The following is a 25,887-nucleotide window of genomic DNA, read 5'->3' as shown; positions in this document are numbered from 1 at the left end:
ATTGTGTAGTGTTTACCCATAAAAAATCTGCACCTCAATTGTTGGTTTGTTGAGTCCAACTTTTGGGGTGCAGATCACTTTTAAATTTATCGCTCTCTTAATGCCTGTTTCATTCGTGTAATCGGTTTAGTTAGATATTGAAACACAGTTTTCTCACCAGTTTTGACATCCACTGTCGCAACCATTCCAGGAATAATTGGCATTTCGTTACCATTTTTGTCGACGAGATTGCTACCTGAAGTTTGTACTAAAATTCGATAATATACGTTATTCATATTTAGTTTTAATTCACTTGCATTACGTTTTTCATCGCTTAGTGTATCTGGACTAATCAATGTGACTTTACCCTCTAATCCACCGTAAATAGCATAATCGTAAGCCGTTAACTTGACTACAGCAGGTAATCCAGGTCGAATAAATGCCACATCGTTAGGTCTAATATAAGCTTCAACTAATAAATTATCCTCAATAGGGACAATTTCAAGAATATCTTGTCCAGCACTTACAACACCGCCAATAGTATTAATTCGGATATTCTTTACAATCCCTTTCATTGGAGCTCGAATTTGTGAACGTTCGACAGGATCTGCTCGCATAGCCATATTCTCTTTGGCTTGCGCTAGCTCGGATTCCGTTTTTACCAATTCGTTACTTGCATCAGTAGTATAACGATTTTGGCGTTCAGTAATTTGCACGGCTAAATCATGTGAATCTCGTTGCATTCTTAATAGTTCAACTTGTGACATTACTCCACGTTTTACCATAGGCGTTGTAATTGCAATTTGTTGCTCTAATGCTGCTTTACTTTTCTGTAGCCCTGAAACTTGCTCCTCCATTGCTCGGCGGCGAGAGACATAGGCAGCTTCTTCACGTTTTTTTAGTTCATCAGAAATATCCTCAGGAAAGGTCAGTTTTGTGTTATATGCTTCAGCTTGTAAACGTGCGACCATTGCTTCTAAATGTTCTACTTTGGCTTTGCTTTCACGTAAAATTGCAGAACTTCGAGTATCATCTAGTTTCAGTAAAATTTGTCCTTTCTCTACAGTATCACCTTCTTTTACTAACATCTGTTGAATAGTACCAGGATCTAGACTTTGTACGATTTGTTCACGACTACTTGGGATTATGCGTCCTTGTCCTTGCGCCACTTCTTCAAGCGGGCTGAAATAAGCCCAAATGATAAAAACAACCATGAAAGACAAAAACAGGCTAATAATTGCAAAATAACCGGTGTGTTTCTCGGATTGTAAAGCTGCACTTAAATCATTAATCAGCTTTAAATCTTCTTTATTAATTTTTTCTTGTGGCTGATTTGACATATTATTTACTCTTCTCTTCTTGTTTTTTAACTGCATTTTTCGGCGTATTATTTTCATTAGGTGAAGTCTGAGCTGGTGTGGCTTGATTATGACGAGCCTCATTTTCTTGTAATCTAGCAATCACAGCATCACGTGGTCCATCCATCACTACGCGACCATTGTCTACAACAACTACTCTGTTTACCATAGGTAATACTTGTAGTCGATGTGTCACAACAACAACGGTTTTATCTCTTGCCCATTGAGCTAAAACATTTAGGGCTTGGCGTTCTGTTTGTTCATCTAATCCCGTTGTAGGCTCATCAAGTAATACCACTCTAGGATGTCTTAAAGTTAAACGAGCTAATGAAACGATCTGTTTTTGTCCCCCAGAAAGACCTAACCCATCCTCTCCTAATGGCATATCTAATCCTTTTGGATGATTTCTGACTAATTGATCGAGATGGAAATTTCGTAATGCAGCAAGTAATTCTTGATCAGTAGAATATCCATCCATTCGAGCCAAATCTAAATTTTCACGCAATGTACCAAGGAATAAACGAGGTGATTGATTGAGTAATGTCACTTTATCTCGCAAGAAATTTGGATCAATTTGGCGAGTATCAACATCGTCTAACAAAATATTTCCGCCTGTTGGTTCATATAGGCCGCCAGCTAATTTTAATAACGTACTTTTTCCGCTACCAATTCGTCCAAGAATAGCTACTTTTTCGCCTGGTCGAATCGTTAAATTTAAATTGGCAATAGCCGGTTGCGTATCTTCATTGTATTGAAATACAACATTTTTAAATGTAAGCTGACCTTGTACTTGGGTCAGTGTAACGTAAGAACGTTCAGGGCTACGTTCAATAGGTCTTTCAACAATTGCATTGACACCTTTTAGCGCATTTTTTGCCTGTTGGAAACGAATAGCCAATCCAGCTACTCGACCCAATGATGAGAGTGCTCGACCAGAAAGAATAACTGAGGCAATCACGGCCCCCATTGTAATTCGAGCTTCAACGACATCATCATGAATTAAGTAGGTCCCTAAGAGCACTAACCCCACTGTATTCAGTTGCTGTAATCCAACTGTAAGGTTAGACACAAACTCATTAATTTCCTTTACTTTCATTGAACTAGTTGCGGTTAACGCATTTAATCGATCCCAACGTTGCTGGGCCCAGTTCGTTGCATTATTTACTTTTAATGTTTCAATGCCTTCCACTGCTTCGACAGCTAAACCTTGCCGCTGTGAACTTTCTCTCATACTCTCATTGATACGTTTTGCTAAAACGGGCTGAACAGCAAAAGAAACAATTAATACTAAAGTACAAATCACCGCAGGTACGATTGCCAATTTTCCCCCAATAATAAACATTACAAAAAGGAATAATAATAAAAATGGCGCGTCTACCAATACTAGTAAGCTGGCACTTGTCATAAATTCACGTACAGCTTCGAAATCTCTAAGATTATTAGCATAAGAACCGGATGAAATCGGGCGTTCAATCAGACGTAATGCCATTACTCGTCTGAATAGTGCAGAACTGATTATCAAATCTGCTTTTTTGCCTGCAATATCGGTTAAATGGGACCGTATCATTTTAGCGATAAACTCGAAGAGAATGGCGAGAAATACACCGATACTCAATACCCATAATGTTGAATAGGCTTCATTAGGAATGACGCGGTCATACACATTCATTACATATAAGGAGCTAATTAACGCTAAAATATTAATTAAAAAGGAAGCGAGAATAACTTGATAATAATATTTTTTAAAACGAGCAATTACCTTCCAAAACCAGGCTTTGGGTAAATGATATTCAGGTAATTCTGAACGATGATCTGCAGTTAATTTAGGCTTTATAAACCAACAGAAGCCTAAATACTTTGACTCGAGATCTTTGTGAGATATTTCATGTGCTGGAGCATCACCCTGGCGAATAACGTAAGTGCGTTCTTCTCCGTGACCTTTTACGTCTGTAATAACTGCAGCTTCCTCATTATTGAGAATAATGATAGCAGGCATTGCAAGCGAAGGTATCTCTAAGAGTTTTCGACGAGAAATATGATTTTCGAACCCGTAACTACGTAAAACCTCACTTAAAGATTGAATATTGGCATTTAAATTTCGATCTCTAGCAACATTTGAGGCTAGCGCTTCTTCAGCAACCGGTTGATTAAGTAGTTTTGTTGCTATGGCTAAATGTTTGATAATTGAATTCATAAAATTTATTTAAAATAATGATGGAACTTTAAAAATGATTAGTTGTATTGAAGTCTGGCACTTTTGCCCATTTTGCTAAACTAGCTTTAGCAAGTAAGTAGGCGATTGCGGCATCACGATAATCATTTTGAGCCTCTACATAATTCGTTTCAGTTGAGGCTAACTCTGCATAAGAGTCTAATACTTCTAATAAAGTTCTATTTGAAATATAAAATTGTTGCTCATAGTCTTGGGCAACTTGAGTTTGGGTTGCAATCAATGATTTCGCAATTTTAGCTCGACGTTCGCTTTGTTTCATATCAACTTTGGCGGTTTCGGCACGTTCTTTAATATCTCTGAGCATCTCATGTGAACGAGCTTTAGCTGACAGTACAACGGCTCGGCTTTTTTCTGTGGCATAGTCTACAGGTTTATTATATAAATCCCAAGACATCGTTAACGCAATACTTCTATCTCGGCGAGTGGCGCTACCTTCCAAATTAATAGAAGGATATTTTGATGCTTTAGTTGCTTCTGAATCTGCTAAGGCACTATTATATTCAGCTTCTTGAGCTTTAAAACTAGGGTGATTATTAGCTTCCACATTATCGAATAAAGCAATTAATTGAGTTGAGTTTTGTTTATTAAATGGATCAACAATATCTTTTTCTGTGAGTTTCTTAGAGGTATATTTACTCAATTTACTTAAGTTTATTGATAATGTTTTTTCTAAGTTTGCTTCTGTTGATTGCGCTTGCAAATAGCGAGATTCGGCTTGTGCAATTTCAGAACGACGACCTTCATCATATTGATTGATTACTTTTAAATCAGCTAAGAATTTTTCATGGCGACGGATATTCTTTTTCGCAATTGCAATTGATTCTTTTGCGCGAAGTGCGGTTAAATAAAGCGTACTTATTGTATTTGCGAGTTCTTCCCGTGTTTCATAATATTTATATTGAAAATATTCCATTTTCGATTTATCTCGCTCAACTGCTGCTTGAATTCCCCCCCAAGCATATAGATTTAAACGGGATCTTACGCCGACATCATCACGCATTTTAGAATTATTTGATGTATGTTGTTGGGCTAATACGTTTTGTCCCGTTAAGGATAGGGTTGGGTAATGACCTGCTTCTGATGCTTTCATATCATTGTAAGCACCCTCAGTATTTGCATTCGCTTCAGTTAACACAGGATCCTGTTGAAGCGAGAGTTGTAGGATCGAGGCTAAGTCTTCGGCAAATACAAATTGTGATTGCAGCGCGCCAAACATGAGTAATGAGAAAATTTTATTACGTGTTAGTTTCATAGAATGGACTCTTCGCGGTAAGTTTAAAAGACAGTTTTGGGATTATAGCTCAAATTAGTTCAGTGTGGATACTTTTAATGTAAATTATATGTAAATTTTCTGACTATTTAGCAATCAATATATTTATTTTTAGTGGCAGGAAAATAGCTGATTTCTTACTAGTATTTATATCAATAATAAATAGGAGAGAGGCGAGCCACAATTTTCACCTATAGTACAATTGGATAAGTTAAGGCCTTTAAACATGATGAGTATTTAAAGTTACTTAGGATGACATCCATCTTCTTGCTTGCTGGTGATTTTTATATGGCTCGTAGCTAAAAAATTACTGATTCTTTTGGTATCAATGATTTTTAGTGTTTATTTATTTTAAGCTAATATGTTTTAGATAAGTTTTATATCCTTTAATTCCCAAGACAAGTTGCATTGTTTATGCGAGAAATAGTATGAGCCTGATGTTTAAGTTGTTTTAATATTTTTTGTGCAGATGTTGTATCAACCTCTACGATTTGAGGGTTAGATGCATTTGAAGTATCGATTGCGAAATAACGTATAGATTGTTCCGCTAGATTTACGTTTAAGTTTGTTCCTGGCTTCATTTCAACATAGTATGCTTCAATTGTGGTGGGTTTTGCACAAATTTCAGTTTTAGCAAAGCCACCTACTTGAAGAGATGCGAGGTATTCATTGTTTACTTTAATATTTACAGCAATGGAGTTTGAACCTGCATCAGTACGGAAAAATACTAAACCTGCATGACTTTTTTGTGGGTTAATATTAGCTGATTGATTATCAAAATTTGACCATCTTTCATTGCTTAATGTACAAGCAGCTAGCATAGAGACAGTAAAGACTGCAGTTAATAATTTAGAAAGTTTCATAGGTAGGTTCCTTCTAATATAAATGATGATAATTACAGTCTGTAGAGACTAAAAGTTGCACAGATGTTGCCTGTGCCCGACGGGAGATTCTAGCTGAAATTTATAATAAAGGAAGACTATTTATAGTTTTTTTTGTACTAAATTTATACAAATTTTTAACCCATTGTTTTATATGGCTTGATTATGGAAGTAACCAAGCCAAAAGGTAAAAAGACAGTTCTTTCTTGAACAAAGATTTGTTGATTATTTAATCACCGTAATTGACCATTTCGCATCATCAATTTGTTCGAAGTTTGTCACTTCATAACCTTCTTCAGCCGCCCAAGCGGGAATGGCTTCAGTGGCTTGTGTGCAGTCGAATTCAATTTCTAGGCCATCGCCTTTATTTAACTTAGCCATAGCTTCCTTGGCTTCAACGAGAGGAAATGGGCAAACAAGGCCGAGTGTTGGTAATTTAACGATCATATAAACTCCTTATGATGCTTTTGCTAATTTTAAACGTTGTGGATGGATAATGGTGAAGTAGGCGGCCACCCAAGTGCCGAGAATCATCAATGGCAATGAGACCCAACCTTGCCAAGAGAAAAAGGCGGTTTCGACTAAGCCATTACCGATAGAGCAGCCACCCGCAAGGGTTGCACCGATGCCCATGAGAATACCGCCGAGTCCGCTGCGTAGAATCGTGGTAGCATCCGGTACGCGAACACGAAATTCATTGCTTGCTTTAGCGCCGATGAATGACCCAATAAAAATCCCTAAGACTAAGAATACGCCCCAGTTAATAAATTTACCGTCGCCAGTAACAAGGAATTGCATGATATTGGCTGATGGGCCAGTGATCCCAAGTCCGAACTCACGACCAGTAGCAACACTTAATGGCCAAGCGGCAAGTGCGATTAATCCGATTAATACGGCAGAGAAAAATGGGTGCCAGCGCTTCTCAAATAATAAGTGAGCAAGTCCCGTTTTCTTTGGTTTTAATGCCGCGACTTTTGCGCTTGGTTTGCTGAGATGTTTGTATACATAGAAAGCTGTCACTAAAGTTAATAATGCGACTAACCACCAAGGTGAAATACCGAATGTATCGTAAATATTGCGTTGCTCAATATTAATACTGCGTAAAGCTTTATTGAATTCACCTAATGGGCCAGTACGCATGATGGCACTTAATAGCATATAAGTGAATAATGCGACCCAACTACCAACTAAGCCTTCCGCAGCACGGTACCACGTACCTGTTGCACAACCGCCAGCAAGAACAATGCCGATACCAAACACAAAGGCACCGATAATTACCGCTAAAAAGGCAAAATTTTCAGCCGGATCGACATTTAATACACCGATTTCTTTTAAGAGAAAGAAACCGATGGATTGCACGGTAATCGCCAATAGAAGGGCTACAAACATTTTGTTATTTTTGGTGACATACATATCGCGAAATGCGCCAGTAATACAAAAGCGCCCACGCTGCATCACAAATCCGAGTAAAATTCCGCAAAGTAATCCAGTTAAAAGCATAAATATTCCTTCTCTTTGAGAACTAAGTAGGTTGGTATTTTCTAAAAAAATAAGAAGGTGACGCCAATAACTTTTGGCTAGAAAATATGTTTTTTTGATATAAAAAAAGTGCGGTCAGAAATTTGAGTGTTTTTCTGACCGCACTAGGGGAGAGGATTTTTGATTTATTTTGAGCCTGCAGCGAAGTTAAAACCCCAGCCGTAATATTGGCTACAATCTGCATGCCCATTAAAGAAGTTAATGTCTTTACGAACTGACATCTGAGAATCATCAAAGTCAATGCTTGCAATCGCACAGAATGTGCGAGGATCAGTTTGTTTCCCCATTTCAACAACGATTTCAGGCTGGTTAGGCACTTTAACGGTTACCACGGCATCAGACTCGGCCCATTTAGCAGCTCCCTCATAAATGAAACAATAGATAACCAAACGACGTAGATCTCTGATACCTTTTGGGTTGACTAAAATATTTTCACCTTCGGCTGAGCTGCCATTCCGATCATCTCCACAATGCCATACCCAAGGCGCTTGGCTATAACATCCTTGGCGTGTTAGACGTTCTCTTGACCCGCCACGACCTTTGGAAAATTGCAAACCGTCAATAAGTGAAGCTGTTCCGTCTTGTAACTCCCAGTAACACCCAAGATCTAAGTCAATCTCTTTATTTGAACCAAATAAGCTACTGAAGAAACCAGAGGGTTTTTGTTGAGTCCAATTTAAGTTAATAGTAATTTGCTGATCAGTTGATTTCGATAAATCAATTTTATGCGAATCACCTTTTTTTTCTAAAGTAATTTTATTTAATGAAACCATTTTTCACTCCAATTAACCAACATTTACACCATATTGTTGACAAAGTGAATATAATCCCCCTGTATATCCTTGACCAATTGCACGAAATTTCCATTCACCGTTATGACGATAAATTTCACCAAACACCATTGCTGTTTCGGTGCTGTAATCTTCAGAAAGATCAAAACGAACAATTTCATCACTAGTATCATTATTAACAATACGTACGAATGCATTGCTGACTTGACCAAAATTTTGACGACGAGCTTCTGCATCGTGAATAGTTACAGTAATAAAAAGTGATTTGATATTACTTTCTACTTTGTCTAAGCGAACTATCACGCTTTCATCATCACCATCTCCATCACCGGTGAGGTTATCGCCAGTATGCTCTATACCACCACAAGGTGAAACTAATTGATTATAGAAAATAAAATGTCTATCAGAAGGCACTTTACCATTTTCTGTTGCCATAAATACACTTGCGTCTAAGTCAAAGTTTTGCCCATCAGTTGAACGAGCATCCCACCCTAAACCAACCAACACATTTTTTAAGCTCGGATCGGTTTTACTTAATGAAACGTTTTGACCTTTGGTTAATGAAATTGCCATATTATAATTCTCCAGTTGTTATTAGGTTAATAAATCTTATGAACCAGTCATTTGAACAACGATAAGTCGTCCGCCTTCGCCTTTTTTCAAAAGAATTTTGGCGCCTTCCTCGAGTTTCATTTTTCCACCAATAGGAATAGATTGTTTCGTATTGACATCTACCATATCAGTCAGATTTTCGTTCACAAGCCACCAATTTCCTTGATGTAACATGAAATAGCCAATGCGTTTAGCATCTTCAGCTTTCAATTTTTCATTAGGAAATATGCGGTTGTCAGCGTGCCATTTAAAAAGTGATTGCCCGCTGTAGACCATAATTCTGTGATTATCAGGGCGATAACTGCCATTTGGTGCAGCAGAATATAAATTTAACACGGGCAATTTACCTTGATGTGCTGTGCCACAAAACGGACATTTGGGCGATTTAGAATTATCAAAAGCATACCATTTCTGTTCACAATTAGCGCCTTGACAAGGCTGAAGTAAATCTACTGTTTTTACTAATGCCTGTTCCCATTCATCTGCTGTCGGGCGAGCAATAGGATTATGCAAGCCGTCAATAAAAGCTCGTTTAAATAATTCGCTTAAATAAGGACCAGTAATGGTATAAGGCATTTTTTGTGTGTCTTTCCAAGGCAGTTCGCTAGGTTTAACATTCCCTACTTTTATACGATTAGAATGATCAGTTGGGTGTTCAATGAATAACGCCTTCTCTCCCATTCCTAATTCTTCATCACGCTGGCTATCATTCATATCAAAGACTTTATCTCCTCGAAGTGGATGGCGATAAAGTAAATACATATAAATTAACACTGCTAATGCATGTAAATCCGTAGTTCGGCTAGGTAACTTACGCTTAGGATCGTTTTTATCTAAATGTTGAGTTGCCACTACTTCAGGTGCAATAAAATCAGGAGTTCCCACCACTGTTGGTGGATGTTTCCCCGGCACAACTAAGCCGTCAATATCAATTAAACTCGCTTGACCAGTTGTTGGATCGATTAAGCAGTTTTTGTAACCTAAGTCGCTATGACTTAATCCAGCCATATGCATACGGCGAACGGCACGAGCCAACATCAAGCAGACTTTCAAATGCAACATCCAATCGCCTAACTCTCGAGAGTCAAGAAACTTATTGCGATTAGAAGCACTGGCGAACCATTTACCGTCTTTATCTTTGCCTTTAATGCCTAACATATCGTTATTACGACTGCCATATTGGAAGAAAAAGCAATCACGATAAAAAGGGCTAACCACACCGAGCTTGCCTTGATATTCCACTACAGCGGTAGGCCAACAGAATAATTTTTTAAGATATTCGCCACCTTCTTGATTAAAGATCTTTTCGCGGTAAGTTCCTGTTATCATTTCTAACCGCTCTTTCGTGGCAAGATCAGCAGGTTCACGGAAGAATGCAACAACATAATCTTTATTAGGTGAGAACATCACATCTTTCATTCCGCCTTGGGCTTTGATTTCATCAACAAATTGAATAGTTTTACCATTTGTTGCAGTGAGCGTGATAACTTTACCCATTATTCAGTTCCTTTTTGAAGTGGTATGTCACTTGCTTTCTGGAGCGTGATTGTTTTTGTTTCATTGTTCTGAGTAATGTTGATAGTTCTGACTTTTTCATTAGCAAATTCTTGATTATTTTCAGTCGCTTGTAGCACTATCTCATTCACTATTCTTGACTCTTCCTGCAAGATTTTATTGCTCATTGATGTATAAGTCATTCCCTGCCATTCTGACTGCGGAATAAATATCGCTAAAGTGCGATCATCGTGCTCTCCTTTTGAGAAGAAATCTAGCCATTCCTCTAAGGCTTTTTCTGGTTGCTCTTTTTGTAATGGTTCACGTAATTCTTGCCAAAATATTTGCCAAGTCTCAAAGGTGTTAAGCTGTACATCACTATGAAATTTAGGATCGGAAACGCCATCTGTCATTAATATCAGGATTGGGGGATAATCACGAATATCTGTATAAATGCGTGAGGTAATTTTTTCCGCATTGGCTTCCGCTAAGGTTAAAAATTGGGTTTCACCTGAATATTGTCCTGAGTCCACTTCACCCAATAATTTAATTTTTTGTATAGCGGGATCAAAGATTGCAGCTGCACCATCTCCCACCCAATAACAAGCAGTGAACCATTTTCCATCGATTAAAGGTAATGTAAACGCAAGCAGTAATGTGCAAGAAAGAGATTTCTGTTCAATAACATAATCTTTTGCCGCTGTTTCTTGTGCAAGATAAGCGGCTTGAACCGCTTCTTTAAACATCACTTTGGTAATATAAGCGAGTTCTTGTTCGTTTTTTTGGGACAGTTTTTGGTAGTCCTTACCTTCAATATTCAGTAACTCAAAAAATTTATCTTTTGCGGCCTCTACTGCTAGTTTTGAGCCTTGGCGAGAAAATTCTGCACTTCCAGCACCGTCGGCAACAGCAATGAAATGAAATTTTGATTTCTCGTGATAGCCGATAGTAAAATCATCATCGCAGCACGTTCCTTTCATTGCGTGAGTACGTCCGCGCATACGAGCTGCGATTAATTGTCCTAAGTCTGTGGAAATCTGGCTACTTGCACTATCTGGTTTCCAAAAACGGCTATTTTTATCGGAAGGAATGTTCTTCCATAAATATTTCGGATTAGGATTGATAAAAAGGGTTGAGTGTGCTGTATTACCGTCAGTAAGTTGAAAAGTCAGTAAAAATTCACCGCTCTTTATCGGTACACCATCTAATGCTTGCGCTTCTACATTCCAAGCTAATCCAAGGTCCTCTTCAACTTTTAGAGATTGAATTGTAGGGAAATCATTGGTTTTTTGGTAAAAATAAGGTTCATCTTGTTTTGCATTTGGCAATGTAATGATGAGCTCTTTTTTATATACTGGTGTTGTTTCTGTTGGTTGAATGGTCAACATATTATTTTCCAATGATGTTATATTTTTAGCTTCCTGAAAACGTTGCCATATTTCACAAATATGGGATATTAATGTCTGATTTTGACTGGCAAAGGCATCAAGATATTTTTCATCAGCCTGATTTAACCAAGATTTTATTTTTTCTAATTGTTCGGTTGCATTCATCCCTAGCCCCTTGCACGCGTAATATCAAAATCAGCACCGTCTGCTTCATCATTAAAATACAAGGTTTCATTACAACCAGGGCAGACGACTTCTTTTTCGCCGTTAGCACAGAAAATTTGCCCACAGTTGCACATACACAAACCAAAAGCAGCACCACAATGGGGGCAACCGCCACCACCCCAAAGTTGGGATGTTGAGATTTTGCTATGATTTGGGCGATTATCAGACCAATCTACGTAATCTTTTTCAGCTGGGTAAACACCAACATATTGAAAAATCGCATTATCAAGCGGACTGTTTTCAAGCCGTTCATATTTCATTAAATAAGGCAATTTCACCTTGCTACATTTACCCACGATGATTGCATAATTTTCATCTAAAGCGACCATTTGCTCTTTTTCTTTTATCAAAGAAATCGCACCGCTTTCTAAAATTTCTTTATTCAGTGATATAGGTAATTCCACACCCAGCGAGCGACTTTGACTTAGAATGGAATCCGCAACAGATTCACATAAAGCACGGTAAACTTTTTCTATATCTTCATCATCTAGTCGATAGGTTAAATCACTAATTTCACTTAATGTATCAAGGTTGGCAAATTTACCAATGCCAATATTGATTAGCTTCGCTTTATTTTGAAAATGGTGTTTCCAGCGAGAAATAGCTTGTGCAGGATCATCTGTTGGCGAACCGTCTGACATAATGTAAATCAATGGTTTCCAATCGCCTTTTTTCTCTGCCGTACTACGCACAATATCTTTTTCTAAAGAATCCATTAAATGATTTAGTGCTGCACCAATAGATGTTCCAGAACCAATCGGCAAACGAGGTGGGTAAAAACTCATTAATTCCGTTAATGGTGCAAGCGTACCAGCCGCCCCAGCAAATGCGATCACAGAAAGATAAACAGATTCCAACGCGTAAGGATCACGGCGAAGTTGATTAACCAAGCGGCTAATGCCTTCTTGCATTTGACGAAGATTTTCGCCAGCCATGCTTTCAGAGATATCAACAACAATATAAACTGGTAAACGACGCATAATTTTTCCTAGAATACAATATTAATTTCATCAGGTGGCGGTGGCAGGCTGTTATTATCGATTGCACCCACGCTAACACTGGTTTGAGCTACGGAAGCAGATACCCATTGGAAGAACTGAGAAAAACTATTTGCATCCATAGTGTCTAATGACACAACTGTGTCTGTAAGTTTTTTTAGAATATTAGGATCTGCCTTTGGTCCTGCTGCACAAGCCACGATATTGCCAAAATTTAAGGATTTAATTTGTGGAATGGCTTGCTCATAAGCCAAAGTGTCAGAAGGCTTGCCATCAGTTAGTAAAATCAAGATAGGACGCCAATCGCCTTTTTGTTCCGCTGTTGCTAGAAGGCGATCTTTTTTAACCGCTTGCACGATATTTTCCAGCATTTTTCCAAGAAAGGTTGCGCCACTATCAGGGCAAGAAATCGTTGGCAATACCACATCTTCAAGTGCGGTCAAGGGGAAGACATTTTTGATCACCGTATCAAAAGTGGAAATAGAAAGATAAACACTTTCAAGTGCATAGGGATTTTGCCTTAATGCAGAAAGCAGTGATTGTAATCCGACATTCACTGCTTCAATCGGCTCTCCTTTCATTGAGCCAGAAGTGTCAATACAAATATACGTGAGTAATCTTCTTGCCATAATTCTCGCCGAACCATTTATAAAACAATGTTCAATTCTGCTGGTGGTGGCGGTAATTCACCTAATCCGCCCACATCTTTTTTGTTAAGATCGACTTTTTGGCTTGAAACAGAAATCGATGCAGAAACCCATTTAAAGAAGGCTTTAATTGAATTTGCATCAGCAGTATCTAATGACACCACGCTTTCTGTAATTTGTTTTAATACGTTGGTATCAGCTCCGGCACCGGCTGCACAAGCGACAAAAGTTCCTGTTTTCACCGTTTTTAATGCATTAATTCCTTTCTGCAAATCGTCAGTTGGTACACCATCTGAAAGTAAAAATACAACTGGTTTCCAGTCACCTTTTATTTCCGCAGATCCTTTTTGTACCTCGCGATTGATACAATCTGTAAGTAAACTTAACGCTTCGCCCATTGATGTTAAGCCTGATGCTTCAATAGTTGGAAGCTGAAAGCTCATTAGCTCCGTTAGTGGTGTAACTTGTTTGGCTTTGCTATCAAAAGTAATCACAGATAGATAAGCCGTTTCTAATGCGTAAGGATCTTGACGTAATGCAGAAACTAGCATTTGTAAACCATTACGCACAGATTCAATAGCCTCGCCCATCATTGAGCCAGAAGTATCGACTAATAAATAAACAGGTAAACGACGCATAAATTTCTCCTAATAGCAATTTTGTGTTGGTATCCCATTTTTACGATTTAGTTCCATTGCAGCTTCACAAGCAGAACGTGATTGTTTTCCTGCGCAATTTTGATTAAACCAATTTATCATTTGTGAATGTTGAAATATTTTTTGGTTATAAGCATTTACTGATGCACTCGAATATTGATCAACATAAGTATTTTGAAGCGAATCACCTAACCATTTCGCTTGGTTGTAGATTTCAACACATTGTTGTTCCATTCCATCACTAATTACTGGAACATATCCACGTGTAGATGATGTTGGTGGCGTTATATAGTGTTGGTTTGCCAAAACATTTGTAGTGGTAAAATAAGCGGTCAGAAAAATAAATTTCTTTACGTTCATTGCATTATCCTTCTTGTTTTTCAGGGAAAATAAACGAAGCAACAACACCAATAAATAAAACACCTAATACAATATAAAGGCTAACATTGGCAGAAATATGAATGCCTGTATCAAATACCGCGTGATTCCAAGATTGAATCCCCATTTTGATACCAATAAAGAACAATAAGGCAATGACAGCTTTTTCAAGGTGAACAAGATATTTTGTGAGTGCAGCAAGAATAAAATAGAGACTACGTAATCCTAGAATCGCGAAAATCATTGCAGCATAAACGAGTAATGGTTCTTGAGTAACAGCAATAACAGCAGGTACTGAGTCAAAGGCAAATGCTACATCAGATGTTTCAATCGCCATTAAACATAAAAATGCAGGCGTTGCGTAACGCAAACCTTGACGAGTGACGGAAACTATTTGATCTGCATTTAATTCGTTATGTTTTACAAAGAATTTTTCTTGTACTAGTTTTGGGAAAACAGGCATTATTTTCCCTACCAAACGAACACTCCAGTGATGAGTATAGTCTTCGATCTCTTCTTCATTATCATCTCCGCCTTGTAACATTTTCCAGCCACTCCAAAGTACAAAAGCAGCAAAAATAAATCCAACCCAAGGACTTGCAGAAAACAATCCAGTCCCAATTACAACAAAAATTGCTCGGAAAATTAATGCGCCTAAGATTCCCCAATAAAGAATACGGTGTTGAAGGTGATCTTTGATGCCAAAAGATGCAAAGATCGCAACAAATACCATCAAGTTATCAATGGATAAACTCTTTTCAAGTACATAACCTGCAAGATAGAGATCTGCCCATTCCGGCTCAAAACGGAAATAAAGATAAACGTAGAACGCCAATGCTAATGAAATCCAAAAGATTGACCAAAGTGCGGCATTTTTTACTGTAATTTCTTTACTTTGACGGTGAGATATTAAATCCACATAAACAGAAAATAAGATGGCTGAAAAGAAGACAATAAGAACTTCTAAAGGAAAACCAAAATGATGCATAGATGAAACCTAAAATGAAAAACTGTAAACCAATATAGTTTATATAAAAACCAGAATAGTTTACAAGATCTTTTTAGATTTAGTCATAATTATTTTCATTATGCAAATATTAAGTGAAAAAGAAAAATTTAGTGCACGTTTAAAATTAGCTCTTTCAGCAATGGCTATGCAGAATTTGAAGACAAGTGAAATAGCAACTAAATTTAATTTACAGCACCCAAATGAGTCAGTTACTCAACAAGCTGTCCATAAATGGCTTAATGGTTTGGCTATACCATCAATGGATAAAATTGAAACCTTATCTAAGTGGTTATCAGTTAAACCAGAATGGTTGCGTTACGGTGTGGGTGATAATGAAAAAATGACAATGTTAGATGAAGTTTTGTTGAAGATGATTGTTGGACTATCGGAACAGCAAAAATCAGCACTAATTGCTTTTATTAGTTCTTTTCAAAATAAACTCTAATCAAAATTATACACAATGAGTGCGGTAAAAAATTATATGGATTTTTTACCGCACTTTATTTTCGTTAAGGACAAGGCTTACTCACCATAATTTCGATAACCTGTCTGTCTATATGTTGCATACTTTTTGATGCAATAGCGCAGAGGTTATCAATGGTTCGCTCAAGATTGTGTTCGACAATGCCTTCATTACCTGTAACGTGGGTCTCATCCATTGCCATAAGTACCGATTTATAGCCTGAAGCAACACTGGTAGAGACTTTCATTGCACAGCTATTGGATGCACCATCGCAGATGATTCCGCTAATATCACCGATCATGCTGCAAATCCCCATGCTCACGGTTTCGAATTTACCCGTAAGCAAATAGGCAATGCCTGCACAGCTTCCCATAGAGGCAGTGGTTACCGCACAAAGGGCGGATAGTTTGGGTAATTTACTGTGGATATAAATGGCCATTAAGTGTGATAAGAAGAGGGTGCGGAGACGTTTTTCTTCACTCACGTTTAAATAATCAGCGACCACAACCACGGGCATAGTCGCGGCAATACCTTGGTTGCCTGAACCTGAATTACTCATTGCGGGCAATGTTGCCCCGCCCATACGTGCATCGGAGGCAGCAGTGGTTTCGATCATGATTTTGCTGAGTAAATCATCTGACATTAAGCCACTACCAACTTGTTTGCGTAACGTTCTGCCAATGTGTAAGCCGTAATTTTCACGTAATCCTTCGTTAGACAGCGCTCGGTTTAGAGCGGCAGCTTGTCCGATAAAGCGGATTTTATCGAGCTCAACTTCACAAGAAAATTCAAAGATTTCACGTGCGCTCACCTGTTTGAAAATATCATAAGGATCGCAATCAGCACATTCATCGTGTTCTTTCTCAAAAACAACTTCGCCATTTTTTTCAATTAAAATGATGTTTGTGTGTTGATCTTGAATCGCTACTTTCACTCGGTCATTATCGGCAAACAATACGGCTTCTGAATATAAGATATGATCGGTTTGATGAATATCCACATTAACGAGCTTTTTATCAAGCATCGCCTTAGCTTGGGATACTTGCTCTGGCGTGATGTGTTTTAATACTTCCAACTCACTCTCAGGATCACCGCCTAAAGCACCAATTGCTGCAGCAATAGGCAAGCCCACCATACCTGTTCCTGGAACTGCAACACCCAATCCATTTTTCATGAGATTAGGTGAGACTTTAGCTTCAATGCGTTCAGGTGTTTTGCCTAAATATTTAGCCGCTGTTGCTGCTGCAAGCGCCAAAGAGATAGGTTCAGTACAGCCAAGTGCCGGAACCACATCGCGTTCTACAATTTGAATTAATGATTTTTCGATTTCGTTGAGTCTTTCTTGATTCATAAAATTCTTTTTAATCTGTTAAATGCTGTCTTCTTTCTCTATGACTAATATGCGCGCTTCGCCTTGTGGATGAGCAACATGTTCGGTACCAATACCCGCATAAAAAATATCACCCGCATGGAGCAATACGGCTTTCTCTAGGCCCTCTTCTTTGTAATGCATTTCCACCGTACCATCCATGACAGCAAAGACTTCTTCACCGTCATTGATATGCCATTTGTAAGGTTTATCTGTCCAGTGAAGACGCACGGAAATGCCATTCATATTGGTAATATCCAGTGCTCCCCAAGCACGTTCTGCCGTAAAGTGCTGACTTTGAATAACTTTATTCATGACTAAATTCCTTAGTGCGCCTCATCCCAGTTAGTGCCTTGCCCCACATCTACAATCAATGGCACCACTAAATCAGCTGCGCTTTCCATGTGTGTTTTGATGAGTTTGCTATAAAACTCGACTTTTTCTGACCGCACTTCAAACACCAATTCATCGTGCACTTGCATAATCATCGCGATATCGGGATCATTTTGTAGTTTTTGATCCAATTGAATCATGGCTCGTTTAATAATGTCTGCGGCAGTGCCTTGCATTGGTGCATTGATCGCGACACGTTCGGCAGCTTTACGGCGCATACCGTTAGAGGAGTTGATATCCGGCAGATATAAACGACGGCAGAATAGGGTTTCCACATAGCCTTGGGCTTTGGCTTTTTCGCGAATATCGTGCATAAAGGTTTGTACGCCAGGATAGCGTTTGAAATACAAATCCATATAGCTTTGGGCATCCGCACGGCCAATACCGAGTTGACGCGATAATCCAAAGGCTGACATACCATAAATTAAACCGAAGTTAATCGCTTTAGCATTGCGGCGTTGTTCGGATGTCACTTCATCCAGTGCGATACCAAAGATTTCTGCTGCGGTAGAGCGGTGAATATCTTTGCCTTGGGTAAAAGCATTAATTAAGCCCTGATCCTGTGATAGGTGCGCCATAATGCGTAGTTCGATTTGTGAATAATCAGCTGCAACAACAGTAAATCCTTCGCGGGCGATAAAAGCTTGACGAATACGGCGGCCTTCTTCATTACGAATCGGAATATTTTGTAGATTCGGATCGCTTGATGAAAGACGACCAGTGGCTGTTACTGCTTGATGGTAGGAAGTATGCACTCGACCCGTTTGTAGATTCACCATTTGCGGCAATTTGTCGGTGTAGGTGGATTTTAGTTTGCTGAGACCACGATGTTCTACCAACACTTTCGGTAATTCATGGCTAAATGCGAGTTCCTCCAAGACTTCCTCGTTGGTGGATGGCGCGCCTTTTGGTGTTTTTTGAATAACCGGTAAACCTAATTTATCAAACAAAATTTCCTGTAATTGTTTGGTTGAGGCTAAATTAAATGGCTGCCCCGCTAAGACATAGGCTTGTTCTTCTAGTTCACTTAAACGGTTAGCGATTTCATTAGATTGTAGGAATAGTGCGTCGCTATCAATTAAGACACCGCGACGCTCCATACGGGAAAGTACGCCTAACAATGGCAATTCCATTTCTTTAAAGAGTTTTTCAAGCGTGGGTTCTTTAGAAAGTTTTTCCCATAGCACTTGTTGCAGCTTCATTGTCACATCAGCATCTTCCGCCGCATACTCGGCGGCTTGTTCTAATGGAATTTGGTTAAAGGTCAGCTGATTTTTACCTTTGCCTGCAATTTCTTCAAAACTGATGGTTTGGTGTCCTAAATAACGTTTCGCTAGATCGTCCATATTGTGGCGACCAGTGCTGTTGAGGACATAGGACTCCAACATGGTATCGAAAGCTACACCTTGCACATCAATGCCATTACGGGCGAAAATAGTGAGGTCGTACTTGAAGTTTTGCCCGACTTTTTGAATGGCTGGATTTTCTAAAATCGGTTTTAACAGCGAAAGTGCGGTTGTTTTTTCAAGGGTTTTTGGTGCACCTAAATAATCTAATTGCAGCGGTAAGTAAGCTGCTTCACCGTTTTCTAACGCAAAGGAAATGCCCACTAAGTTGGCCGCCATATAATCTAAATTATCGGTTTCTGTATCTAAGGCAAAAAGTTTGGCTTGTTTGAGTTTGTCCACCCAACGATTTAAATCCGCTTCAGTGAGTAAGGTTTCATAACGGCTGCGATCAATTTGAATTGCCGGCAATGCTTCCTCGCTATTGTCTTGAACGAGTGCAGGCGTAGCTTGATAGTGATTAATCTTGGTCGATTGTTCGTGATTATTGGTGATGGAATCAGCGCCATTCATCACTTCATTGAGCCAACGTTTAAACTCATAACGGCCGAAATATTCAGTGAGTTGATCGTTATTGCTTGCGCCAAGAGTGAGTTGCTCTGGAGTAATATCGAGGACAACATCGGTTTTGATGGTGGCAAGGCGATAGGATAAATCGGCCATTTCTTTTTCAGCCAATAATTTATCCCCTAATTTTTTTGCCCCACGAATTGGCAATTCAGCCACTTTGTCTAAGTTGGCATAAATTTCTGCCATACTGCCGATACCCTGTAAGAGGCCGAGAGCCGTTTTTTCACCCACACCCGCCACGCCTGGAATATTATCGGCGCTATCGCCCATTAGCGCTAAGTAATCGATGATGAGTTCTGGTGGAATACCGTATTTTTCAATCACGGCATCGCGATCCAATAAGGTATTATTCATGGTGTTGATCAGCATAATGTTGTCATCCACTAGCTGCGCCATGTCTTTATCGCCAGTGCTGATCAAGACTTTTTGATTAGCTTTAGAAGCCGTTACCGCTAAAGTGCCAATGACATCGTCAGCCTCCACGCCTTCAATAACTAAAAGAGGAATGCCAAGGGCGTGGATAATATCGTGTAACGGCTGAATTTGTTTGCGCAGATCGTCAGGCATTGGTGGACGATGAGATTTATATTGTTCAAACATTTCATCACGGAAAGTTTTGCCTTTCGCATCAAAGACCACCGCAATATGGCTTGGTTGCACTTGCGAAATCAGGCTTTTAAGCATGTTTAATACACCGTACATGGCGCCAGTCGGTTCACCGGCAGAATTGGTAAGTGGAGGAAAAGCATGAAAAGCACGATATAAATAAGATGAACCGTCCACTAGGACTAATGGATTAGGAGCGATAGTTGGCATAAATATTCCGTTCAAAAATAATGAAAAGTGCCGCATTATAGCCTAAATTGGGAAATGGGGCGAACATATAAAGTACGGTTAATTAAATGTAAAAAGTATGACGAAGGCATTTGGCTATGGCATAATAGGTATACTTAAATATTCAACATAAGGGAATAGCATGTCATTAAAACTGGTTGAAGTTGTTGTATTAGGGCAAGTATTGCGCTTGAATGTCCCTGCAGAACAAGAGGAGATTTTGCGTCAGGCTGCGCGTAGTTTAGATCTCCAAGTATCTGAAATGAAAGAGCGTACAGGTTTATTGCAATTAGACCGTGTGCTTTCTATTGTTGCCTTAAATTTAAGTTTCGAATTAACCCAAGAAAAAGACAAAAATGCCCAGATTGAAAACGTGTTATGTACGCGAATTCAGCAGTTAGATCATTCTTTAGAGAATGCATTAGGTGGGCGTTTCATCGTAGATTAAATAAAAAAAGAACCGCATGTTGAAAGTGCGGTTCTTTTTTTATGTGTTTTTAATCAGGTGTGTAATAGAGTTTACCAATTTCAATTTTTTGTCGCCCTGTTTCTTCACGCCATTTATTGCTATCTCGTAAAGAATAAACACAGCCACAATATTCTTGCTGATAAAAACGTTCACGCTTACTGATTTCGATCATGCGCTGCGATCCGCCAGCTTTACGCCAGTTGTAATCCCAATAAATTACATCATCATATTTTTCAGCTGCACGGTGACCGCAACCGTTGATTTGATCCATGTCTTTCCAGCGAGAAATACCAAGACAGCTGGTAAATACAGGGAAACCATGTTCATGAGCATATTCAGCCGCTTTTTCAAAACGCATATCAAAACACATGGTACAGCGAATGCCACGTTCCGGTTCCCATTCCATGCCTTTTGCGCGATCAAACCATTGTTGGCGATCGTAGTCAGCATCAATAAACGGAATCCCGAATTTTTGGGCAAAGCGGATATTTTCTTCTTTACGAATTAAATATTCTTTTAATGGATGAATATTCGGGTTGTAAAAGTAAATTGTAAATTCAATACCCGAGGCCAAAATGGCTTCCATTACTTCACCTGAGCAAGGTGCACAGCAAGAGTGAAGAAGTAACCTATTATGTCCTTCAGGTAATTCGAGTTTTTCACGAATAAAAGGCGCATTGGGATCCTTGCGCACTTTTTGCTTACGCGGTTTTTGAAATTTAGGTTGAGAATCGGCCGCACTTTGCGGTTGAATTTGTTCTTCAGTCATATTAATAAGTTCGGTCTACCGATAAATAAGCCAGTGAAATTAAGGCTTTTTTGTATTCGCTTTCAGGTAATAAGGCAATGGCATTAACTGCTTTTTGGGCTTCTTGTTTTGCACGAACCATCGCATAATCAAGGGATTTATGTTCAGCCATAATTGCAAGCACGTCATCGATAGCATCACGTTTTCCGCCTTGTTCAATGGCTTCACGAATAAGTGCGGCTTGTTGTGGATTACCATGACGCATTGCGTGTAATAAAGGAAGCGTCGGTTTACCTTCGGCGAGGTCGTCACCCACATTTTTGCCTAATGCGGCAGCGTTTGCGCTGTAATCTAACACATCATCTACTAATTGGAATGCGGTGCCAAGATAGCGACCATATTCTTGAAATGCGCTTTCAATTGATTTTTCAGCTCCCGCAACAATCGCCACAGATTGTGCCGCCACTTCAAATAAACGTGCTGTTTTACTATAAATCACACGCATATAGCTTTCTTCCGTGGTATCGGGATCATTCACATTCATCAATTGTTGAACTTCACCTTCTGCCAACACGTTGGTAGCGTCAGCCATAATTCGAAGAATATCTAGCGATTGTAGCTGTGCCACTAACTGGAATGCACGAGTATAAATGAAGTCGCCTACTAATACGCTAGCCGCATTACCAAAGGCCGCATTTGCTGTTGCGCGGCCGCGACGCATATCAGACTCATCCACCACATCATCGTGTAATAAAGAAGCAGTGTGAATAAATTCCACAAAGGTGGCGCAAGTGGCCACTTTATCGCTTTCGTAGCCTAATGCACGAGCGGCTAAAACAGCAATAAGTGGTCGGATGCGTTTTCCGCCACCTTGTACAATATAAAAACCAAGCTGATTAACCATCGGCACATCGGAGTTAATTTGTGCTAGAATAGCTCGGTCTACTTTCTGCATATCCGCATCAGTTAATGCTTGAATGGCATGCATATCCATTAAATCTTGTTTGTTCATCTTCATTTGGTTCGATGGTTGTATATGAAAAAGGAAAGTTTGGTGGATTTTACCTGATTTTTCAGGGTTTCTGAAATTAAACTCGAGGGAAAGCACTTTTTTTTATTTTATTGCAAATAAGTGCTTGCGATCGAGCTGTTTTTTCCGTAGAATTTGCGACCTATTTATATGAATTTTGAAGTGCGGACCGAAAAATAGTAACGGAGAAGCATAATTATAGCGGAGTATTTATGTACGCAGTTTTCCAAAGTGGCGGTAAACAACACCGTGTGAGCGAAGGTCAAGTGGTTCGTTTAGAAAAACTTGAACTTGCAACTGGCGCAACAGTTGAGTTCGACTCAGTGTTGATGGTCGTTAATGGTGAAGATGTTAAAATTGGTGCACCAGTAGTAGCTGGTGCGAAAGTAGTGGCTGAAGTTGTGGCACAAGGTCGTGGCGATAAAGTTAAAATCGTTAAGTTCCGTCGTCGTAAACACAGCCGTAAACAACAAGGTCATCGTCAGTGGTTCACGGAAGTGAAAATCACTGGGATTCAAGCATAATTTCAGAGGAGATCAAGTAGATGGCAACTAAAAAAGCTGGTGGTTCAACTCGTAACGGTCGTGATTCTGAAGCTAAACGCCTTGGTGTTAAACGTTTCGGTGGCGAATCTGTATTAGCAGGTAGCATCATTGTACGTCAACGTGGTACTAAGTTCCACGCAGGTAACAACGTAGGTATGGGTCGTGACCACACCTTATTTGCTACCGCTGACGGTAAAGTAAAATTTGAAGTGAAAGGCGAGAAAAGCCGTAAATACGTAAGTATTGTAACTGAATAATTTTACATCTGATTTGATAAACGCCCCGCATTATCTGTGGGGCGTTTTCTTTGTTTTCTTACCTGTGATTTACAATCATTAATCAAATCTGTTATCTTGGCACTGTCATTCATTCTCTTCAATATTTTTTAGAATGAAATTTACCTGAATTCCTAACTGTGCTTTAGCCAAATAAAGGAAGACATCATGAAACAACAACCTCTTTTAGGATTTCTATTTGCTTTAATTACAGCGATGGCATGGGGATCTTTACCTATTGCGTTAAAACAGGTTCTATCAGTGATGACGCCACAAACGATCGTGTGGTATCGCTTTATTGTGGCATTTCTAGCACTCTTTATTTTGCTTGCTTATAAGAAAAAATTGCCACAATTTTTGAAAGGCGGTCAATTTATTTGGTTGGTAGTAATTGGTGTCATAGGGTTGTCTGGCAACTTCTTCTTATTTAATAGCTCACTTAAGTTTATCGATCCTTCTTCAGCTCAAATTTTTATTCACTTTTCCTCTTTTGGCATGTTGATTTGCGGTCTTTTTGTCTTTAAAGAAAAGCTCGGATTACACCAAAAAATCGGTTTAGCCTTATTACTTGTAGGATTAGTACTTTTCTTCAATGATAAGCTAGGTGGGTTTCAAGGGGAAAGCCGCTATTTAACGGGGGTATTATTAAGTCTAGCGGGCTCGTTAATTTGGGTCGCTTATGGTATGGCACAAAAATTAATGCTTCGCCGTTTTAGTTCGCCACAGATTTTATTAATGATTTATTTCGGTTGTCTTTTGGTATTTACGCCTGTTGCTGAATTTTCCCAAGTGAGAGAGCTCAGTCCGTTAGCATTTGGTTGTTTGGCTTATTGTTGCTTAAATACCTTATTTGGTTATGGCGCGTATGCCGAAGCCCTTAATCGCTGGGAGGTTTCTAAAGTCAGTGTTGTGATTACCTTAGTACCACTATTTACCATTTTATTTGCTCATCTTGCGCATTATGCGAGCCCTGATAATTTTGCCGCGCCAGAATTAAATATGATTAGCTATATCGGGGCGTTTGTTGTAGTATGCGGAGCAATTTTGTCGGCAATCGGACATAAGTTATTACCGCAATCAAAGTAAAGTGCGGTTAAATATTGGAGAGTTTTTATGAAATTTATTGATGAAGCCCTGATTCGTGTGGAAGCAGGGGATGGTGGAAACGGTTGTGTAAGTTTCCGCCGTGAAAAATTTATCCCTAAAGGCGGCCCAGATGGTGGCGATGGCGGTGATGGCGGTGATGTTTATTTGGTTGCAGACGAAAACTTAAATACCTTGATCGATTATCGTTTTACGAAACGTTTTGCAGCTGAGCGCGGTGAGAATGGCCATAGTTCAGATTGTACCGGTCGCCGCGGTAAAGATATTACGTTACGTGTGCCAGTGGGAACGCGTGCAATTGATAATGATACCAAAGAAGTACTTGGCGATTTAACAAAGCATGGCGCCAAAATGTTAGTGGCGAAAGGTGGTTATCATGGTTTAGGTAATACACGTTTCAAATCTTCAGTGAACCGTGCGCCTCGCCAAAAAACCATGGGGACACCAGGTGAAAAACGCGATTTATTATTAGAATTAATGCTTCTTGCGGACGTCGGGATGTTAGGTTTACCAAATGCAGGTAAATCCACTTTTATTCGTGCCGTTTCAGCTGCAAAACCAAAAGTCGCTGATTATCCATTTACCACTTTAGTGCCAAGTTTAGGTGTGGTGAAAGTGGATGAGAGCCATAGCTTTGTGGTGGCAGATATCCCTGGATTGATTGAAGGTGCATCGGATGGTGCGGGTTTGGGAATTCGTTTCTTAAAGCACTTAGAACGCTGTCGTGTGTTAATTCATTTGGTAGATATTAACCCAATTGATGAATCTGATCCTGCAGATAATATTGCGATCATCGAGTCAGAATTATTCCAATATAGCGAAAAATTGGCAGATAAACCGCGTTGGTTAGTCTTCAACAAAATTGATACGATGACTGAAGAAGAGGCGCATGAACGAGCACAAGCGATTACTGAACGTCTTGGCTGGGAAGAAGGGTATCACCTTATTTCTGCCGCAACCGGTAAAAATGTACCGCCACTTTGTCGTGATATTATGGATTTCATTGAAGCAAATCCACGTGATGCGGAAGTAAAAGAAAATAAACCGGAAGAAGTGAAATTCAAATGGGAAGATTACCATCAAGAACAGCTCGCTGAACATCAATTTGATGATGAAGATGACGACTGGGATGATTGGGACGAAGAAGATGAAGAAGGCGTTGAATTTATTTATAAACCTTAATGCCTAAATGGAAAAAGAGCGGAAAATTTGATCTGACCCCAAAAAGTTAGACTGTTATTTAAAGGATTGTTTTCGATATTGTACCGGACTCAGTCCTTTTA

Annotated in this window: 26 protein-coding genes; 6 read left to right on the top strand and 20 right to left on the bottom strand. The window is 39.3% G+C overall.

The annotated features are described in order from the left end of the window. Window positions 1-86: 86 nt before the first annotated feature. From ACXVWP_RS10310 to ACXVWP_RS10240, 15 genes are all read right to left on the bottom strand, one after another. On the bottom strand, window positions 87-1,319 hold the full coding sequence (locus tag ACXVWP_RS10310; protein WP_297569623.1) for an HlyD family type I secretion periplasmic adaptor subunit: 1,233 nt from the start codon (window positions 1,317-1,319) through the stop codon (window positions 87-89). A gap of 1 nt (window position 1,320) precedes the next feature. Further along, a complete protein-coding gene (locus ACXVWP_RS10305; protein WP_128786935.1) occupies window positions 1,321-3,531 on the bottom strand; it encodes a type I secretion system permease/ATPase in 2,211 nt (736 codons plus the stop codon). A 28-nt stretch (window positions 3,532-3,559) separates the two neighbouring features. After that, entirely contained in the window at window positions 3,560-4,822 is a 1,263-nt protein-coding gene (locus ACXVWP_RS10300; RefSeq protein ID WP_289901491.1) for a TolC family protein, read from the bottom strand. A 404-nt stretch (window positions 4,823-5,226) separates the two neighbouring features. Next, window positions 5,227-5,703 (bottom strand): hypothetical protein, encoded by a 477-nt coding sequence (locus ACXVWP_RS10295; RefSeq protein WP_289901490.1) that lies wholly within the window; start codon window positions 5,701-5,703, stop codon window positions 5,227-5,229. 243 nt (window positions 5,704-5,946) lie between these two features. Next, on the bottom strand, window positions 5,947-6,168 hold the full coding sequence (locus tag ACXVWP_RS10290) for a sulfurtransferase TusA family protein (RefSeq protein ID WP_005631077.1): 222 nt from the start codon (window positions 6,166-6,168) through the stop codon (window positions 5,947-5,949). Window positions 6,169-6,177: 9 nt separating this feature from the next. After that, window positions 6,178-7,221 carry a YeeE/YedE family protein gene (locus ACXVWP_RS10285; RefSeq protein WP_289901489.1) on the bottom strand — a complete coding sequence of 348 codons (1,044 nt, stop codon included), beginning with the start codon at window positions 7,219-7,221 and terminating at the stop codon, window positions 6,178-6,180. A 164-nt stretch (window positions 7,222-7,385) separates the two neighbouring features. Then, entirely contained in the window at window positions 7,386-8,033 is a 648-nt protein-coding gene (locus tag ACXVWP_RS10280) for a TerD family protein (protein WP_289901488.1), read from the bottom strand. Window positions 8,034-8,045: 12 nt separating this feature from the next. Further along, complete coding sequence (locus ACXVWP_RS10275; RefSeq protein ID WP_289901487.1) at window positions 8,046-8,624, bottom strand: TerD family protein; 579 nt, start codon at window positions 8,622-8,624, stop codon at window positions 8,046-8,048. Between the two features lie 36 nt (window positions 8,625-8,660). Beyond that, window positions 8,661-10,160: a helix-hairpin-helix domain-containing protein gene (locus tag ACXVWP_RS10270; RefSeq protein ID WP_289901486.1), complete on the bottom strand. Its 1,500-nt coding sequence runs from the start codon at window positions 10,158-10,160 to the stop codon at window positions 8,661-8,663. After that, on the bottom strand, window positions 10,160-11,710 hold the full coding sequence (locus tag ACXVWP_RS10265; protein WP_297569624.1) for a PP2C family serine/threonine-protein phosphatase: 1,551 nt from the start codon (window positions 11,708-11,710) through the stop codon (window positions 10,160-10,162). Before ACXVWP_RS10265 ends, ACXVWP_RS10270 begins: the two co-directional genes overlap by 1 nt. Window positions 11,711-11,712: 2 nt before the next feature. Continuing rightward, window positions 11,713-12,750 (bottom strand): TerY-C metal binding domain-containing protein, encoded by a 1,038-nt coding sequence (locus ACXVWP_RS10260; protein WP_289901483.1) that lies wholly within the window; start codon window positions 12,748-12,750, stop codon window positions 11,713-11,715. An 8-nt stretch (window positions 12,751-12,758) separates the two neighbouring features. Then, complete coding sequence (locus tag ACXVWP_RS10255; RefSeq protein ID WP_289901482.1) at window positions 12,759-13,397, bottom strand: vWA domain-containing protein; 639 nt, start codon at window positions 13,395-13,397, stop codon at window positions 12,759-12,761. A 17-nt stretch (window positions 13,398-13,414) separates the two neighbouring features. After that, the gene (locus ACXVWP_RS10250; RefSeq protein WP_075875815.1) at window positions 13,415-14,053 is read right to left on the bottom strand and encodes a vWA domain-containing protein; all 639 of its coding nucleotides are present in this window, start codon (window positions 14,051-14,053) and stop codon (window positions 13,415-13,417) included. 9 nt (window positions 14,054-14,062) lie between these two features. Beyond that, window positions 14,063-14,431 carry a hypothetical protein gene (locus ACXVWP_RS10245; RefSeq protein WP_289901481.1) on the bottom strand — a complete coding sequence of 123 codons (369 nt, stop codon included), beginning with the start codon at window positions 14,429-14,431 and terminating at the stop codon, window positions 14,063-14,065. Between the two features lie 4 nt (window positions 14,432-14,435). Continuing rightward, window positions 14,436-15,437 (bottom strand): TerC/Alx family metal homeostasis membrane protein, encoded by a 1,002-nt coding sequence (locus ACXVWP_RS10240; RefSeq protein ID WP_297569634.1) that lies wholly within the window; start codon window positions 15,435-15,437, stop codon window positions 14,436-14,438. A 100-nt stretch (window positions 15,438-15,537) separates the two neighbouring features. Between ACXVWP_RS10240 and ACXVWP_RS10235 the strand changes: the two genes are divergently transcribed. Further along, entirely contained in the window at window positions 15,538-15,903 is a 366-nt protein-coding gene (locus ACXVWP_RS10235; protein WP_049355479.1) for a transcriptional regulator, read from the top strand. Between the two features lie 64 nt (window positions 15,904-15,967). On the opposite strand, the gene ACXVWP_RS10230 is transcribed toward ACXVWP_RS10235, so the two are convergent. Genes ACXVWP_RS10230 through polA form a run of 3 tightly spaced genes read right to left on the bottom strand, consistent with a single transcriptional unit; the run spans window position 15,968 to window position 20,415 of the window. After that, window positions 15,968-17,272, bottom strand: coding sequence for an L-cysteine desulfidase family protein (locus ACXVWP_RS10230; protein WP_297569638.1), 1,305 nt, complete (start codon window positions 17,270-17,272; stop codon window positions 15,968-15,970). Between the two features lie 18 nt (window positions 17,273-17,290). Further along, window positions 17,291-17,605: a cupin domain-containing protein gene (locus tag ACXVWP_RS10225; RefSeq protein ID WP_014064122.1), complete on the bottom strand. Its 315-nt coding sequence runs from the start codon at window positions 17,603-17,605 to the stop codon at window positions 17,291-17,293. A gap of 11 nt (window positions 17,606-17,616) precedes the next feature. Then, window positions 17,617-20,415 (bottom strand): DNA polymerase I, encoded by a 2,799-nt coding sequence (gene polA, locus ACXVWP_RS10220; RefSeq protein WP_297569640.1) that lies wholly within the window; start codon window positions 20,413-20,415, stop codon window positions 17,617-17,619. Window positions 20,416-20,575: 160 nt separating this feature from the next. On the opposite strand from polA, the gene ACXVWP_RS10215 reads away from it, so the two are divergent. Next, window positions 20,576-20,881, top strand: coding sequence for a cell division protein ZapA (locus ACXVWP_RS10215; RefSeq protein WP_049355469.1), 306 nt, complete (start codon window positions 20,576-20,578; stop codon window positions 20,879-20,881). A gap of 49 nt (window positions 20,882-20,930) precedes the next feature. Here ACXVWP_RS10215 and ACXVWP_RS10210 read toward each other — a convergent pair whose 3' ends face one another. Beyond that, window positions 20,931-21,671 (bottom strand): epoxyqueuosine reductase QueH, encoded by a 741-nt coding sequence (locus ACXVWP_RS10210; protein WP_297569643.1) that lies wholly within the window; start codon window positions 21,669-21,671, stop codon window positions 20,931-20,933. Between the two features lies 1 nt (window position 21,672). Continuing rightward, window positions 21,673-22,662, bottom strand: coding sequence for an octaprenyl diphosphate synthase (ispB, locus tag ACXVWP_RS10205; protein ID WP_128787987.1), 990 nt, complete (start codon window positions 22,660-22,662; stop codon window positions 21,673-21,675). 230 nt (window positions 22,663-22,892) lie between these two features. Here ispB and rplU point away from each other — a divergent pair, with 230 nt between their 5' ends. From rplU to cgtA, 4 genes are all read left to right on the top strand, one after another. Then, window positions 22,893-23,204 (top strand): 50S ribosomal protein L21, encoded by a 312-nt coding sequence (gene rplU / locus ACXVWP_RS10200; protein WP_005695431.1) that lies wholly within the window; start codon window positions 22,893-22,895, stop codon window positions 23,202-23,204. 20 nt (window positions 23,205-23,224) lie between these two features. Continuing rightward, the gene (rpmA, locus tag ACXVWP_RS10195) at window positions 23,225-23,482 is read left to right on the top strand and encodes a 50S ribosomal protein L27 (RefSeq protein WP_005539872.1); all 258 of its coding nucleotides are present in this window, start codon (window positions 23,225-23,227) and stop codon (window positions 23,480-23,482) included. Between the two features lie 186 nt (window positions 23,483-23,668). Beyond that, entirely contained in the window at window positions 23,669-24,586 is a 918-nt protein-coding gene (locus tag ACXVWP_RS10190; protein ID WP_289901472.1) for a DMT family transporter, read from the top strand. A 27-nt stretch (window positions 24,587-24,613) separates the two neighbouring features. Next, complete coding sequence (gene cgtA, locus ACXVWP_RS10185) at window positions 24,614-25,786, top strand: Obg family GTPase CgtA (protein WP_049355464.1); 1,173 nt, start codon at window positions 24,614-24,616, stop codon at window positions 25,784-25,786. Window positions 25,787-25,887 lie beyond the last annotated feature (101 nt).

It is taken from the genome of Haemophilus sp. SZY H56, assembly GCF_054332415.1.
Note: the sequence above shows the minus strand (reverse complement) of the source record. Positions and strands in the feature narration are given on the sequence as shown.